Annotated in this window: 13 protein-coding genes; 5 read left to right on the top strand and 8 right to left on the bottom strand. The window is 56.7% G+C overall.

Features of this window, described 5'->3' with window-relative positions:
* Positions 1-6: 6 nt before the first annotated feature.
* Positions 7-369 (top strand): MerR family transcriptional regulator, encoded by a 363-nt coding sequence (locus ACR0NB_RS07065; protein WP_170357446.1) that lies wholly within the window; start codon positions 7-9, stop codon positions 367-369.
* Between the two features lie 51 nt (positions 370-420).
* On the opposite strand, the gene ACR0NB_RS07070 is transcribed toward ACR0NB_RS07065, so the two are convergent.
* The 5 genes from ACR0NB_RS07070 to ACR0NB_RS07090 all read right to left on the bottom strand — a co-directional run bounded on the left by ACR0NB_RS07070 (position 421) and on the right by ACR0NB_RS07090 (position 5,438).
* On the bottom strand, positions 421-1,152 hold the full coding sequence (locus ACR0NB_RS07070) for a proteasome-type protease (protein ID WP_170339269.1): 732 nt from the start codon (positions 1,150-1,152) through the stop codon (positions 421-423).
* An 11-nt stretch (positions 1,153-1,163) separates the two neighbouring features.
* A complete protein-coding gene (locus ACR0NB_RS07075) occupies positions 1,164-1,961 on the bottom strand; it encodes a transglutaminase family protein (RefSeq protein ID WP_475143450.1) in 798 nt (265 codons plus the stop codon).
* A 3-nt stretch (positions 1,962-1,964) separates the two neighbouring features.
* Positions 1,965-2,906: an alpha-E domain-containing protein gene (locus ACR0NB_RS07080; RefSeq protein ID WP_480775280.1), complete on the bottom strand. Its 942-nt coding sequence runs from the start codon at positions 2,904-2,906 to the stop codon at positions 1,965-1,967.
* A 2-nt stretch (positions 2,907-2,908) separates the two neighbouring features.
* On the bottom strand, positions 2,909-4,327 hold the full coding sequence (locus ACR0NB_RS07085) for a circularly permuted type 2 ATP-grasp protein (protein ID WP_170339274.1): 1,419 nt from the start codon (positions 4,325-4,327) through the stop codon (positions 2,909-2,911).
* A 238-nt stretch (positions 4,328-4,565) separates the two neighbouring features.
* Complete coding sequence (locus ACR0NB_RS07090) at positions 4,566-5,438, bottom strand: LysR family transcriptional regulator (RefSeq protein ID WP_480775281.1); 873 nt, start codon at positions 5,436-5,438, stop codon at positions 4,566-4,568.
* A 119-nt stretch (positions 5,439-5,557) separates the two neighbouring features.
* Here ACR0NB_RS07090 and ACR0NB_RS07095 point away from each other — a divergent pair, with 119 nt between their 5' ends.
* Complete coding sequence (locus ACR0NB_RS07095; protein WP_217355496.1) at positions 5,558-6,430, top strand: TauD/TfdA dioxygenase family protein; 873 nt, start codon at positions 5,558-5,560, stop codon at positions 6,428-6,430.
* Between the two features lie 50 nt (positions 6,431-6,480).
* Positions 6,481-7,515: a zinc-dependent alcohol dehydrogenase family protein gene (locus ACR0NB_RS07100; protein ID WP_480775282.1), complete on the top strand. Its 1,035-nt coding sequence runs from the start codon at positions 6,481-6,483 to the stop codon at positions 7,513-7,515.
* 200 nt (positions 7,516-7,715) lie between these two features.
* Here the strand turns inward: ACR0NB_RS07100 and ACR0NB_RS07105 are convergent, their stop codons facing one another.
* The gene (locus ACR0NB_RS07105; protein ID WP_170437057.1) at positions 7,716-9,275 is read right to left on the bottom strand and encodes a fasciclin domain-containing protein; all 1,560 of its coding nucleotides are present in this window, start codon (positions 9,273-9,275) and stop codon (positions 7,716-7,718) included.
* Between the two features lie 330 nt (positions 9,276-9,605).
* On the opposite strand from ACR0NB_RS07105, the gene ACR0NB_RS07110 reads away from it, so the two are divergent.
* Both ACR0NB_RS07110 and ACR0NB_RS07115 read left to right on the top strand, forming a co-directional pair.
* A complete protein-coding gene (locus tag ACR0NB_RS07110; protein ID WP_480775630.1) occupies positions 9,606-11,228 on the top strand; it encodes a type I secretion system permease/ATPase in 1,623 nt (540 codons plus the stop codon).
* Positions 11,225-12,550 carry an HlyD family type I secretion periplasmic adaptor subunit gene (locus ACR0NB_RS07115; RefSeq protein WP_170433420.1) on the top strand — a complete coding sequence of 442 codons (1,326 nt, stop codon included), beginning with the start codon at positions 11,225-11,227 and terminating at the stop codon, positions 12,548-12,550. The genes ACR0NB_RS07110 and ACR0NB_RS07115 overlap by 4 nt, the downstream gene beginning before the upstream one ends.
* A gap of 431 nt (positions 12,551-12,981) precedes the next feature.
* Here the strand turns inward: ACR0NB_RS07115 and ACR0NB_RS07120 are convergent, their stop codons facing one another.
* Together ACR0NB_RS07120 and ACR0NB_RS07125 are read right to left on the bottom strand one after the other, a co-directional pair.
* Positions 12,982-14,058 (bottom strand): PLP-dependent cysteine synthase family protein, encoded by a 1,077-nt coding sequence (locus tag ACR0NB_RS07120; protein WP_480775283.1) that lies wholly within the window; start codon positions 14,056-14,058, stop codon positions 12,982-12,984.
* A gap of 113 nt (positions 14,059-14,171) precedes the next feature.
* Entirely contained in the window at positions 14,172-15,704 is a 1,533-nt protein-coding gene (locus ACR0NB_RS07125; protein ID WP_480775284.1) for a phospholipase D family protein, read from the bottom strand.
* Between the last annotated feature and the right edge of the window lie 189 nt (positions 15,705-15,893).

Genomic DNA, 15,893 nt, shown 5'->3' on the forward strand with positions numbered 1-15,893 from the left:
AAGGGCATGAAGATCGGAAAATTGGCAGAATCCACGGGCGTGTCAGCGTCAAGCATTCGGTTCTACGAAAAACACGGCCTGATCCCACCGCCCGAGCGTCTGGAGAACGGTTATCGCGACTATCCCGACGCAATGATTTCGCGCATCAAGACCATCGCAATGAGCAAGTCGCTTGGCTTTTCTCTGTCGGAAATCAAGCGCTTCCTTCCGGAAGACCCGGAAAACACTATCCCGCGGCCCGAGGTGATCGCGAACCTAAAAAGCAAGTTGGCCGATGTGGATCAAAAGATCAAAGACCTGCACGGGATTCGCCGCGACCTGGACCAGATGATCGCCTATCTGAGTGACCCTGAGTCAAATGGCTGCTGAGGGTCTGGCAGCCTGAAACCTGCGCCCTGCGGGAGCACAAGACTTCGCTCCTCAGGCTTCGTATGCCGGAAGCTTTGACAGGGCGACCTTCAGCGCATCGCCCCACCCTTCGGATATGGTCCGAAAGTACTGATCGTCAGGCTCGAACCTTGAACGCGTGCCGGCCGTAAGGCTATCTTCCTCATAAAGCAGCAGATCAAGCGGTGCACCGACGGACAAATTGGCCTTGATCGTTGAATCGAAACTGACCAGCAACAGCTTTACCGTTTCGGAAAAGCTCATGTCCGGATCAAACGCACGTACCAGTATGGGGCGGCCGTACTTCGTCTCACCGATCTGAAAGAACGGGGTATCCTCACCGGCCTCGATGAAATTGCCCTCGGGATAGATCAGAAACAGGCGCGACGGGCCGCCTTTGATCTGCCCCCCCAGGATCAGGGTGGCGTGAAAGGCGCTGTCTGCCTGTTGGCCCGCTCGGGAATGCCCCTCAATGACGTCGTTCAGCGTTGCCGCAACCAATTGGGCGACCTGAAACATCGTCGGCGCCTCAAGGATCGACGGCGACCGGTCTTCCGGGGCTTTTGTACGTTCTTCCAGCAGGCTTATGGTGGCTTGGGTGGTCGCCAAGTTGCCAGCCGTCAACAAGGTGATCGAACGGTCGCCTTCGACGGTCCAATTGAACATCTTGTTGAAGGTGGACACGTTGTCGACACCTGCATTCGTGCGCGTGTCCGACATGAAAACCAGTCCGCGGTTCAGCCGCATGCCCACAGCATAGGTCATCAGGTTCTCCGTTACTGCTGTGCGACCTGCAATTGAACCGTCAACTGCTCGCCCGCTGCCCCAATTCTGTTTCCTATTACCGGGGCCGCCTGGGCATAGTCCAGACCGGTTGCGACACGCACGTACCTGTCATCGGGTGAAATCCCGTTGGACACGTCAAATCCAACCCAGCCAAGCCCGTCCAGATGAACTTCGGCCCACGCGTGGGTGGCATCCTGCAATTCGGTTTCGTTCATCATCAGGTAACCCGAGACATAGCGGGCTGGCACGCCGATCTTTCGCGCGCAGGTGATGAACACATGCGCGTGGTCCTGACACACGCCGCGCCCGGCCTTGAGAGCGTCTTCTGCGCTCCAGTCCGGGTGCGAGCCACCCACTTCGTAGGAGACCTGAGCCCGAACTCTTTCGGACAGGGCATGCATCCGCTCAAGCGGCTCACCATCCGGCAAAGCGGCGATCACGTCTGCAACACCCTTGCCCGGCGTTGTCAAAGGCGTGCTCCGCTGAAAAAGCCACAACGGCGTCGAGCCCTCGTGACGTCCCAACACACCATGCGTGTCTTCAACCTCGACAACACCTTCGGAGATTAATGAGATGCTTTGGGTATTCGCTTCGAAACTGATCAGTTCCACAGTGTTGCGATGGTAGTCCTCAAAGCTCAGTTCCTTGCGCCCCCCGGTTACTTCGGTGCTCCAAGAGAGGATATTCTGATTGCGGAAGGATTTGGGTGTTTTTCTCAGCTGCTGCAGGCCAAAGGGAACCGGCGCGTCGAAATCGTATCGTGTCTCGTGGCGAATATGCAGTTTCATTGGTCACTCATAGAACCGGTAGTCAACTTCAATCTGGTGGCTCAAGTCTCCGAGATCTTTCAAAAAGTCCTGAATGTACTCGTGCAGCCCAAGGTCAAAGATATCGGAAATCTGCCGGTCGAGGTACTTCTCGGACAGCGCATTGGCCGCCGTAACCGACGGCCCCGCAAAGCCATAGTCTTTGCTGAGATACGAAAGGTTCTCTTGGATTTTCCTGCAGCAGAAATGCAGGCTGCGGGGCATCCGCTGATCAAGGATCAGAAACTGCGCAATTTCCGACGGCCGGGTATTCTGGCCGTGGGTCATGCGATAGCCACCACCCGCACCCACGGACCGCAGGATGCTTTCCCATTGGATGTTGTCCAGTGACGAGCCGACCGAAAAGGCCGTGGGCAGAAGGACATAGTACTTCACGTCCAGGATGCGCCCGGTATTGTCGGCCCGCTCGACAAAGGTGCCGATCCGGGTGAAGTCGAAAATATCGTTGCGCAGCATGGTCCCCAGCGTTGCGCCACGAACCAGAGCCGCCTGTTGACGAATAAGCTCCAGCGTCCCCGGCAGGTCTCTCTCGTTCACGCGGCGCTTCATGGCTTGATCAATCTGCATCCACGTGGCGTTCACCGCGCTCCAGACATCATGGGTCAATGCAGTTCGAACAAGGCGCGCGTTGTCTCGCGCCTGCTTGATGACCGACTTGATCGAGGATGGATTGTCGGGATCACGCAACATCCAATCCACGGCATTGTCTTTTGAAATCTCATCATATTTGGCGCTGTATCCACCGAAAACGCCTGCTGTTTTCAGAACCGAGCCCCATTCCGCATCGGAGTTCTTGGTCCGGGTCAGCGCCATCCTCTGGCCTGTTTCAAGCAATCTGGCCGTGTTTTCCGCCCTCTCAAGATACCGGGACATCCAGAACAACCCGCCAGCAGTTTTTCCCAGCATGGTCAGTCCTCCAGAACCCAGGTGTCTTTGGTCCCGCCGCCTTGGCTTGAATTCACGACCAGAGACCCTTTTTTCAGCGCAACGCGCGTCAGGCCGCCGGGGGTGATCTCGATCCCATCCGGGGACACCAGAACAAACGGCCGCAGATCGACATGCCGGGGGGCAAGTCCCGAACGGGCGAAGATTGGTACTGTCGAGAGAGACAACGTGGGCTGCGCGATATAGTTCGACGGCCGCGACTTGAGCTTGTCACGGAAGGCCGCAATCTCTTTCTTGCTGGCGGTCGGACCGATCAGCATCCCATAGCCGCCCGAGCCGTGCACCTCTTTGACGACAAGGTCGGACAGGTTGTCCAATACGTAGGACAGCGACTCGGGGTCGCTGCAGCGCCACGTAGGAACGTTTTTTAGCAGGGGCTTCTCACCCGTGTAGAACTCAACGATTTCAGGCATGTAGGAATAGATTGCCTTGTCATCGGCAATGCCCGTGCCCGGCGCGTTGGCGATCGTAATACCCCCAGCACGATAGACGTCCAGAATGCCGGGAACGCCCAGCGCGCTGTCCGGGTTGAAATTCAGCGGGTCCAGGAAATCATCGTCAACCCGGCGGTAAAGAACGTCGATTGGTTTGTAACCTCGCGTGGTGCGCATGCAGACGCGCCCGTCGACAACCCGCAGGTCGTGGCCCTCGACCAGTTCCACGGCCATCTGATCGGCCAGAAACGCATGTTCAAAATAGGCTGAATTGTAGATCCCCGGTGTCAATACCGCGACGGTCGGCTCGCCATCCGCGCAGGCCGGCGCACTGGCCGCAAGCGAGCGTCTCAGATTGCGGGGGTAGTCGGATACATTGCGCACATTCGTGGCGCTGAAAAGCTCGGGGAACATCTTCAGCATCGTTTCCCGGTTTTCGAGCATGTAGCTGACCCCGGACGGCGTGCGGGCGTTGTCTTCCAACACGAAGAACTCATCCGGCCCGGTACGCACCAGATCAACGCCGACCACATGGGTGTAGACCTGCCCCGGCGGTGAGACACCCAGCATCTGCGGCAGGAAGGCTTCGTTGCTGGCAATCATCTCTGCCGGCACGCGACCGGCACGCACGATTTCCTGACGGTGATAGATGTCGTGAAGAAACGCATTGATCGCCCGAACCCGTTGTTCGATACCGCGCTCCAGACGTTGCCATTCGCGCCCTGAAATCACGCGCGGAACGATATCAAATGGGATCAAGCGTTCTTCGGCCTCGGTCTTGCCGTAGACGTTGAAAGTGATCCCCGTCAGCCTGAATACTTCTTCGGCTTCGCGCTGTTTGGCCCTCAGCCGTGAGACATCTTCCGCATTGAACCAACGTCCGATCTCTTCGTACGGACCTCTGAGAGACCCGTCGCCGTTGAACATCTCATCAAAATACTCGCTCATACGAGAAGTGTGACGATCAATTCAAACTTTGCAAGTTGTACGGGCTTTTCCAGTTGGCGGCCTATAGATAAATGCACAGTTTTCGAGCGAACAGCAGCCCGGCCGTCGATGACGAAATTGGTTCTGGGTGCAGCGAAAATCATCGCCGCCACTCTACCGGCTTCTGGCTTCAATAACGTGCAGCCACCAAAGCAATTCTCGAAAGCAATCAGGGGCCTCGGCTCCGCCTGAGAACCGACTAGGGTCCCACCGCATCCAGCAGCGCGCCCCGGACTGCGTCCACCATTCTGGCACGAGGGGACATTGCCACACTCGCAAGACCGACGATGCGTCGGGGTCCGAACTGCTCCAGAGGAATTTTTCTGAGCCGCAAATGGTCATAAGACGCCAGACGACTGTCAGGTATGATCGAGACCCCGAGTTCCGCGGCGACCATGCTTGATATTGCCTCGAGGCTTTCAAGCTCCATGGCGTCTTTGACTTCTATGCCCATCCTTTGCAGCCAGGCCTCGATCTGCCTCCCCACAACCGCGTCGCGAGTGAACCGAATAAACGGCAGTGCGCCGAGAAGCTCTTCGGGAGAAAGGTCCGGAGTTTTTTCCGAGACGAGCAGGACCAGTTTCTCGGTCACGATTTCCGAGAATTCCAGCGACTTCGGAAGGATATCCGGGCGTGAGATGATTGCCGCGTGAACCTGTTTGCGGTCCAGCTGCAACAGCAGCTGATTGGTCAAGCCCGGAACAATTCTGACACGCACGTCAGGATGCTCTGACTTCAGCCTTGATAACGCAGCAGGCACCAAACCCGTCAAAGTCGTTGGAACTGCACCCAAGATTATCTCGCCTGCAAGCTCCTTGTCCGATCTCACCTTGTCAGCCAGGCCATCATACGCGGCAACGACCGCCGCCGCTTCTTCAACAAGCATGAGCCCCGCACTGGTCAGTTTGGGTGTCTTCGCCGACCGGTCAAACAAGTCGAGCCCCCACATGGCTTCAAGATTCCGCATCTGATGGCTTACCGCCGACGGCGTCAGATGCTCGGCCTCCGATGCTGCTCGAAAGCTTCCATGCCGATGTATTGCGATCAAAGTTCGCAACGCTCGAATGCTCATCTCAAAGACCTCACCACTTTTGCCGGACCCGCAAAAGGTGAGAGATTTTCACCGATGGATCAAATCATTTTCGTTATTGTTTACATTTTTTGATCTGTACCCTGCGCGAAACAAGCTCAATGAAACAGCGCCCCGAGGTCCCCATGGTTGCCCCAAAGTCCAACACCTACACGTCCATCGTTGCCAAGCCTTTCGCTCCTAACCTTGGGGCCGAGATCTATGGGGTCGATTTGAGCCAGCCTGTGCCCGACGACCAGTTCGCCGAGATCCGCGATGCCTTTCACACCTATCAGGTTCTGTTCTTCAAAGAGCAGAAAGAGATACCGCCTGCGCAGCACATCGAGTTTGGGAAACGCTTCGGGCCGCTCCACGCACACCCCGCAGCCCCAACAATGGAAGGGTATCCGGAGATATTCGAGATCCATGCCACCAAAAATTCAAAGGTAGCCAACGGTGAGTTCTGGCACTCGGACGTGTCATGTGATGAGACGCCCCCATTGGGAACAATGCTTCAGATCCACATTGCCCCTCCTTGCGGCGGGGACACCATGTTCAGCGATATGTATGCGGCTTACGATGATCTGTCCGAACCGATCAAAAGCATGCTCGGCGGCCTGTCCGCCCTCCACAGCTCCGAGCACATATACAAGGGCCGGTACAGCGACCGGGGCCAAAAGGACGCGGATATTGATTGCCCCGAAGCAATTCATCCGATCGTCAGAACTCACCCCGAGACAGGACGAAAATCGCTGTTCGTCAACCGAACGTTCACAACGAAGATTATCGGCTTGTCGGCCAAGGAAAGTGAGGCGATCCTCAACATGCTTTTCGAGCATGCCGAACAGATCAACTATCAAATCCGGTTCCGGTGGTCGCTCAACGATATGGCGTTTTGGGACAATCGTTGCTGTATGCATCGTGCCATCTGGGACTATTGGCCCGCGGAACGAAAGGGGCGGCGTGTAACCGTGAAAGGCGACCGACCCGTCTAGTTCTGACGGGACGGGATTTCTGGGTCGAAGAAACCATTTTGGAGCGCGAAGTGCGAGCTGCAGTCGTCAGAGAGTTCAACGAGGACCTTTCGATTGAAACGGTCCCGGACCCAACCTGCCCCGACAACGGAGTGGTCTTGGAGGTCGCCGCCTGCGGCGTGTGCCGCTCGGACTACCACGGCTGGTCCGGTGCCCACCCGAAAGTTCAAAACGGTTCCATCCTGGGGCACGAATACTGTGGCACCGTGGTCGAGGCCGGGTCCAATGCGAAACACAAAGTGGGTGATCGCCTCATCGCCCCATTCATCCTAGGGTGCGGCAGTTGCCATGCCTGTCAAACCGGAGTGTCGAATACCTGCGCCAACCAGATCGTTCCCGGATTTGGCGCACCGGGCGCCTATGCGGAATATGTTGCGGTGCCCTTTGACCATAACTTGGTTCACTTGCCAGACACACTCTCCCCTGCCCTCGCCGCCGGCCTGGGCTGCCGCGTCACCACCGCATGGCATGCTTTGACCGACCGAGCAGATGTCGCTGCGGGCGAATGGGTTGCCGTCCATGGAACCGGTGGAATTGGTCTGTCCGTTCTCTTGCTTGCGAAAATGCTGGGATGCCGGGTTATCGTGGTGGATGTGGTCGATGAGAAACTCGAGCACGCGAAACTCCACGGCGCGGACGCGACGGTCAATGCATCCAAAGAGGATGCGGCGACCGCGATCCTGGAAATCACCGGTGGGGGAGCGCAAGTTTCCATCGAAGCTCTGGGCATCGAAACCACGACGAACGCTTCGCTGGAGTGCCTCGCGATCTTGGGCCGTCATGTGCAGATTGGGATGCCGTCGGGTGACGGTTGGATGCGCATGAACATGCGCGCGATCTATTCCAAACAGCTCTCGGTTTTTGGCACCCGGGGCATGCCGTCCTGGAAGTACCCGCGTCTGCTTGGACTGATCGAGCGGGGTGACGTTGACATACAGCCGATGGTGGCCCGAGAGGTCCGCCTTGAGGATGCCAGCGGTGAGCTTCGCGCGATGCGTGGACCTACCTCGCCCGGCACCGCAGCAATCACGAGTTTTCGGCCTTGATTGGGTGCCTGCGCCTTGCAGTATGCACGCGGACCCAAAGAGTTAAAATATTTAAAATTAATAACTTAAGGCGAGCAACGGCGTTTGCCCCGGCTGTCGCCACACACATCCAAAACACTGTTCCCGAAAAATAATGTGAAGCCGTTTCAACAAGAAAAGCCCGCCCAAACAGTTTTGGTCGGTCCAGGCGGGCTTGCCTATCAGAGAATGAAATCACCTTCGTCTAGGCTGCTTGCGCGGACGCCGAACAACGAGATTTCCGTGTCTCCCAAATCGATCTTGGTCTTGAAGAAACGGCCGCTGATCGCATCCTCGACTTCCTCGTAATCTGTGAAGCCATAGGCGCTGAGGTCGATCTTGTCGCGACCTGCGCGAAAGCCGAACACAGTGTCATGACCGCCGCCTTGTTCGAAGACGAAGCTGTCAGAGCCCGAGCCGCCGATGAGTTTGTCGTTTCCGGCGCCGCCCGCGATCTCGTCGTTTCCGCGGCCGCCGAAGATGATGTCGTTTCCACCCTCGCCGTTCAGGGTGTCGTCACCCTTACCGCCGAAAACTTTGTCCCGACCGTCACCGGCGAGAACCAGATCGTCACCACTTCCTGCGAAAACGATATCGTTGCCGCCTTTGGCATCGATCAGGTCATTGTCCCGACCTGTGCGGATAACTTCGCGACCGTCGTCTCCGATGACGAAATCGACTGCCCCTGAACCGTCAGATTGCAGCAGATCGGCGGGCAGCAGAACGCCGTTCAATACATGGATCACACCGTTCGACGCCTGAATGTCGGTCGCGATGAGGCTTGGATCCTGAACGTCCGGATCGGCATCGACCAGGGTAAGGGTCTCGGCATCCACACCAATCGTGCCGCCCTGGAGCGTTTCGATTTCCTCAGACGCTAGAACCTGGCTGGCCTGCAGGCTTTCACCCGAGACATGGTATGTCAGCACCGTCGTCAACAGCTCGATGGGATCGTTTCCGCCGTTGAGCAAACGCAGTGCGTCAACAAGGTATGCAAACGCTCCGCCCTCATCGCTGCCTTCGTATCCCAGTGAGTTCGAGAGCGCGATAAACGCGTCATCGGTCGGCGCGAAGGCGGTAAGGTCGGCATTCGGGTCATTAAGGGCGCCCGCCAGATCAGCCGCGATCAGAGCTTCTCGGAGAATGTCGAAATCACCTCCGTTTTCGTCAAAGCCGGATGCGCCGCTTACCGCCAGAACGGTTTCCGTAATCGTCGGGGCGTCATTGCCTGGCAGATCGATCGGCAGCAGAACGCGATCAATCACGTGGACCACGCCATTGTCCGCCAGGATGTCTGTCTGCACCAGCGACGGATTGATGAGGTCCGGCTCCAGATCGCCAAGTGTCGGCAGTTCAGACGCGTCGATCACTCCGCCCTGAAGTGAGGTCACCGAACCCGCCGACGCAATCTCGGACGACCCTTGGGTGCCTGCTGCAACATGATAGGTGACGATCGTCTCAAGCAGCGTTGCGGTTTCCACCGGATCTTCGTTCAGAGAGGTCAGAAATGCGGTTACGGCTGCGGTGTCAGTAACGTCGCCCGCAAAACCCAGATCAGCTGCAAGCTGCCCGAATGCCGCGTTTGTCGGGGCAAAAACCGTGTAGGTCGCAGAAGGGTCACCGGCAGTTCCACTGAGGACACCAAGGTAGTCAGTCCCCTTCTGGTCATCGATAAAACCTATTGCTGCGACAAGAATGCTAAAGCTTGGATTTCCTGCGGCAATTCCTGCAATTGTCGTCATATTTTCCTCCACCTGAGATTTGCAAGCCAACGATTGGCTTACCGCTGGTACGGAGCGCACAGGCCGTTCGGATCAAATATTTCTGAGTCACGATGTGTCCCCGGCGGTAGCGCGTCGATCGTTTCCGCGCCCACTGAGGCCGAAACCAAAAAACAAATCCAACCGGATCAGATCAGCGTATCGGTCATCAGTTGAGAGCAAAGGTGACGGCCAATGGGAAAACCCAAATTCGTATTTGAAACGGGGCGTCAGGAACTTCGCCAAGTGCGTCGGGAAAGCTGGCGGCTGTACGTTTTTGTCGGTGTTCTCAGTTGCTTCACCAACCTTCTGATGCTGACCGGGCCATTGTACATGCTGCAGGTGTACGACCGGGTTTTGGGCAGCCGATCCGTGGAAACGCTGGTCGCTCTCTCGGTGCTTGTTGCGTTCTTGTACGGCATTCTGGGCCTGCTTGAATATGCTCGGGGGAGGATTTTCGGACGAGTCGCGGCCCGATTCCAGTCGCGGCTTGACCGTCGGGTATTCGAGGCGGTGCAGCGCAAAGCCTCGGTCGCTCCGGACGATCAAACGGAAACCGGCCTGCGCGATCTTGAGGCTGTTCAGCGGCTTTTGTCTTCTCCGGTTCCAATGGCCTTTTTCGATGTGTTTTGGACGCCCGTTTTCCTTTTGGGCATCTGGATATTCCACCCTTGGCTTGGTGCTGTCGCTGCGCTGGGTGGCTTGGTCATCTTGGCACTGACCGGCTTGAACCGAGTCTTTTCGGCACGCCCCATGTCGAATGCCAGCCGTGCTGTCGCCTCGTCCGAAGCGATGTCCAACCAGTTGCGGAACGAAGCCGAAATCGTTGAGGCGATGGGTATGCGCGATGCGACCTACACGCGGTGGAAGACGTTGCGCGACCGGGCGCTGAAGGAGCAGATCCGCTCGGCTGATGTCAGCGGCAGCTTTGCGAACGTAACAAAGACTTTCCGGTTGTTTTTGCAGTCGGCCATCCTTGGTGTTGGTGCATTTCTTGTGCTTCAGGGGGAGCTGACTGCAGGCGCAATGATTGCCAGCTCAATCCTGCTGGGCCGGGCGCTGGCACCGATGGAGCAGCTTGTGGCGCAATGGCAGTTGGTTCAGACCGCAAAAAGGGGCTGGGACAATCTGGCCGAACTGCTCGGCACCGTACCGCCCGAGCGTGTGAATACGCGACTGCCGAAACCCAAAGCCAAGTTGGTGGTTCAAAACCTGACCGTCTTTCCGCCGAACTCACGGCAAGCAGCTCTGAAATCCGTTTCGTTCAACGTGAACCCCGGCGAAGCGGTTGGTTTGATTGGATCATCCGGCGCGGGGAAGTCCACACTCGCCAGATCCTTGACTGGCGTATGGCGTCCGCACAGCGGTACGATCCGGCTGGATGGCGCCGCGCTGGATCAATACGGCTCAACCGAACTTGGCAGCCTCATCGGCTATCTTCCGCAGCGGTTTCAGCTGTTCGACGGCACTATTGCCGAAAACATTGCCCGAATGGCGCCCGTGCCGGACGATGCCGCCGTCGTGGCCGCCGCAAAGAAGGCAGATGCGCATGAGATGATACTGCGGCTCGCAGATGGCTATGACACCTACGTGTCGGCGAACGGAGGGCAGCTGTCCGGTGGTCAGATGCAACGTATAGGCCTTGCCCGCGCCATGTACGGCGACCCCATTCTGCTCGTGCTGGACGAACCTAATTCAAACCTCGACGTCGAAGGCAGTGCCGCGGTCAATCGCGCAATTGAAGAGTTCAAGGCAAACGGAAAATCCGTGTTGATCGTGGCCCACCGGCCGGCCGCAATTCAGGAATGCGACAAGCTGATAATGCTGGAAAACGGAACCGTCCGGGACTTCGGCGCCAAAAAAGACGTGCTTCGGAAACTCGTTATCAACCACGAACAAATCGCAAAAACCGCCAGACAGGGAGGCCTGAAATGAAACCGGAGCGGTCCGACGTAAACTCGTCTGTTTCCTGGTCAGCGCGCGGACCAGTGCTCGTGGGTCTCGTGGGCCTGATGCTGTTGCTTGGGGGCTTTGGCTATTGGTCCTTCACGACCAATATTGCCGGGGCAATCGTTGCCAGCGGTCGAATTGAAGTCGATCAAAATCAACAGGTTGTGGAACACCCTGATGGCGGCGTGGTCGCCGAGATACTTGTCGACGAAGGGTCCTTGGTCGAGGCCGGTGATGTTCTGATCAAGCTGGCGTCCAATGACCTTGCCACCAAATTGGCGATCGCCGAAAAAGAGCTTTACGAGCTCATGGCCCGCCGTGGTCGTCTTGAGGCGGAAAGAGACGGAACCGAAGAAATTCGCTTTGACCCCATACTTCAGCAAGCCGCATCTTTGGACATCGACATCGCGGACTTGGTCTATGGGCAGGAACGATTGTTTGTGGCGCGCAAGGAATCCATCGCGCAGGAGATTGATCAGCAACTCAAAAGAGTTGGTCAGATCGACAGTCAGATTGTCGGGATTGATGCTCAAAAACTGGCGCTTGCCACCCAACTGGACCTGATACGAAAGGAACTGACGGATCAGGAATCCTTGTTTGAACGCGGATTGGCCCCCGCATCCCGCGTTCTGTCATTGCAACGGGAAGAAGCACGCTTGAGCGGCACGATGGGTGATCTGACTGCCCGTATCGCGGAATCCGAGGGGCGAAAGACCGAAATCGAGATTCAAATCCTCAAGTTGCAAAGCAAACGCCGCGAAGATGCCATTACCCGCCTCAGGGACCTGCGGTATCGGGAACTGGAATTACGCGAGGAAACGACGAATATCGCAGAGCGTATCGCCAACCTTGAAATCACGGCGCCGGTCTCTGGGGTCGTACATGGATTGAACATCTTCAGCCTTGGCGCGGTTGTGAAACCGGCTGAACCGGTATTGTACCTCGTTCCGCAGGATCGTCCGCTGATCATAAGTGCGCGCGTCGACCCCATTCACGTCGACCAGATGTTCGTCGGACAAGATGTCGTTTTGCGCTTTTCGGCCATGGATCAGCGCAAGACGCCCGAATTGACAGGACGGGTCACCCTGGTTTCTGCGGATGCGTTCGAGGAAGCTTCGACAAACCAGACCTACTACACGGCCGAGATCGCACTGAATGCCGGAGAGCAGAAAAAACTGCCTGCGGAAACACCTCTGGTCCCTGGAATGCCGGTCGAAACCTTCATACGGACGCAGGACAGAACACCGATTGCCTACCTTATCAAACCGTTCAGCGACTACTTTGCGAAAGCATTTCGTGAGACTTGAGTGTGGGCCCCGTGTCGCCGTCAAATCGAGCCACGAGCGATTCACATAGGTCTTTCTGGCCCTGCGCGAGAAACCCGTGCGCTGCGACTGGCTCCAACGAATCTTGTGCACCTCTCGATTAAACAAACCAAAGGCTGACTTTGCGTTGCGGAAGGGCGCCGAAACGCCGTTCAGTTAACGGTGCAACATCGTTGGTCAACGATAGGCTTGACGCTTCAGGTCAGCATTCCACCGCACAGACGCGGCCTTGACACAGGAAACTCGGCGGCCATCGGTTGAAGTCCGCTCAACTTCTGAATCGCAACCCAACCGGATCGTTTGACCGTCTGGCCACGCATTGCGGCAACCACGCTGTCCGCAGACTTTCAGACGGCATCAACGCTACAGATCGAACGTCCTAATACCCGGATCGACGAGCGACGGGACCGGACTCACTCAGACGGCATTTGCGCCGTTGGTGTCGACATGGAAATCGCTCGTTCCTCATCCGTCATATCTTCGGCAATCCCGTCAAAGAGCGGTGTCGAAAGATACCGTTCGCCTGTGTCGGGCAGCATCACCAGCATCACCGATCCGTCCGGAGCGCTTTTGGCCACTTCCATTGCGATGGCAAATGTGGATCCCCCTGAGATTCCGGTGAAGATCCCCTCCTCTGCTGCCAGACGCCTGGACCAGGCGATACCGTCCGCTCCGGCGACGGGGAGCAGTTCATCATAATACGCATTGTCCAGAGCTTCCTGAAGCACAAACGGGATGAAGTCGGGCGTCCAACCCTGAATGGGATGCGGTTCAAAGGCCGGATGGCTCTCAGTGGGCTGATGGGCCTCATTGCGGGTGTTCACGTAGCCAGACCCGACAATCGCAGCGTTTGCAGGCTCGGTCAGGATGATCTTGGTGTCAGGGCGATCGCGCTTGAGCACGCGCGACACGCCCGAAACGGTACCGCCTGTTCCATAACCGGTGATCCAGTAGTCAAGCCGCTCTCCTTCGAAATCACTGAGTATTTCCCTCGCTGTCGTGGCCTCGTGGATGTCGGCGTTGGCGCTTGTCTCGAATTGGCTGGCGAGAAACCAGCCATTTGCCTCGGCCAACTCCTTGGCCTTGGAGTACATCCCAAAACCCTTGAGCGCACGAGGCGTCAGCACAACCTTGGCCCCAAGAAACCGCATCAACCGGCGGCGTTCCACCGAGAAGCTGTCAGCCATAGTGACCACAAGCGGATAACCCTTTGCGGCACATACCATCGCAAGACCTATCCCGGTATTTCCCGAGGTAGCCTCGACGACCGTTTGCCCGGGTTTCAGCCGACCTTCCCTTTCGCCCGCTTCGATGATGTTCAGCGCAAGGCGGTCCTTGACCGAACCCGCGGGGTTGAAGGCTTCAAACTTGACGTAGACCGTCACGTTGGCCGGCGCGATTTTGTTGATGCGAATGCACGGCGTGTTGCCGACCGTGTCCAGGACGCTGTCATATAAACGGCCGCGCCCGGATGTGGTTCGAATTTCCATGTGCCCCTCCTGCTTATCCACTTTTCTTCAAATGCGAAGAAGACTGCCACAAGCGCGATGCAATTGATAGAACGTCAACAGCACAGTAGAGGAACGGACCTTCTCCCACGCTACTAAAGCTGAGAGCCGATTGGCAAAATACTGAAAAATCCAGCTACGATATGATCCCAAGCCGAACCCGTTGGCTCTGAGTCATATTCAAGGATTTCTCCGTTCTCGCCCTGGGTTCTCCATTTGAGTTGGCCAGCACTCTCCAGCGTCACATGATATGTATATGCTGGAAGCGCATCGTCCAAAGCACCCATGGTTTGTGCGGTCAGCGCCGGAGAGTCGATGAGAATGCCCATTTCCGTGTTTATGTTGACTGAACGAGGGTCCCAATTGAACGAACCGACAAACAGATATCTGTCATCGACAGCGAACGCTTTGGAATGAAGACCCGACCGAGATTGAGCCCAGTTTATTCCACGACGTTGGACCTGATAAGCGTCAGGCCGCAATTCATAAAGCTCGACCCCACCGCGCAGCAACGCCCGGCGTTTTTTGGCGTAGTGCGCATAGACTGGTGCTACGTCGTTTGAAGCAAGCGAGTTGGTTACGACTTTGACTTCGACACCTCGGTTTTCCAGTTCGGTCATCCACTTCACGCCGTTGTTGCGTGGCACGAAGTAGGCCGAAACGATATTGACCTCCCTGCCAGCACCTTCGAAATACGGCAGCAGTTGCGACGCAAGAATTGGTTCTGAGTTATCAAGCCCTGCGGCTTTGGAAGGCGGATCAGCGTAGAGTTTTGCGGGCACCCAATCCAAGGAAAGCGTTCCGTCTGCAAAACTCTCCCTTGCAGATTTTCTGAGAGCTTCGCCGTACTGAGTCTGCTTTGCCGCCTCCACAAGCTCATTCAGTCTGCTTCGCGCTTGGCCAAGCGAAAATTCTTCAGGTTGCCCGACGACCACGCGGGCCGGAACCGCGAACTCACTATTCCAATATTCGTCAAAGCTTTGTGAAACTTCATTTACGACGGGACCGGCTGCCAGAACATCCAGATCCGCATAGTTCATTTCCTCCCGCGCGAGGAAGTACTCGGCGCCGATATTCCGGCCACCGACAATTGTGAACACGTTGTCTGCGGTCATCGACTTATTGTGCATTCTGCGATTGATCCGCTTGAAGTCCGTGAGCCCGGCAATGATCAGGCTTTGGTCGCGCCAGAAAGGATTGAACAGACGGATTTCAATATTCTCGTGGTAGTCCAAAGCGGCTGTCATCGCGTCGTATCCGGATGTGTCCATGTCATCCAAAAGCAAGCGAACGCGTACGCCTCGATCCGCCGCCTGTAGAAGACTGGCCGCAAAGAGGTGACCTGTCGGGTCGTTATGCAAAAGGTAGTATTGAGCGTCGATCGATTGTTCAGCCGCTGCAGCGAGTAGAAGCCGTGACACCAAGGCTTGTTCGCCGTCGCTGATCAATTTGACACCGGACCGGCCGTCTTTGGGGTCCCCAAGCCGTGTCGCCGCCTGCCCAAGTGCGCTGTTTGTCCTTGCCGAAAATGAAACCGAATTGGTCTTCTCATATGTACGAACTTTTGGGGCACAAGCGACAAGAGCGAATGTGCAGAACGCACAAAACATGATTGTCCAAGGCTTCATCGACTTCCTCCGCTCGTCACACATAGGTGACTACGCCAAGAGGCAAGAATGCAAGTATGTTCCGAGAAAGGTCAGGAGGTTTCCTGAAGTAGTGTCGTTCCAGAGGAATTGCGGCTCAAAGCCAGCCAGCCGGCCACGACTGAAAACTCTTTTCGGCTGACGAAGCGCCCTGTCCACAATCGAAAAGCA

The organism is Ruegeria sp. CG3 (genome assembly GCF_056537205.1).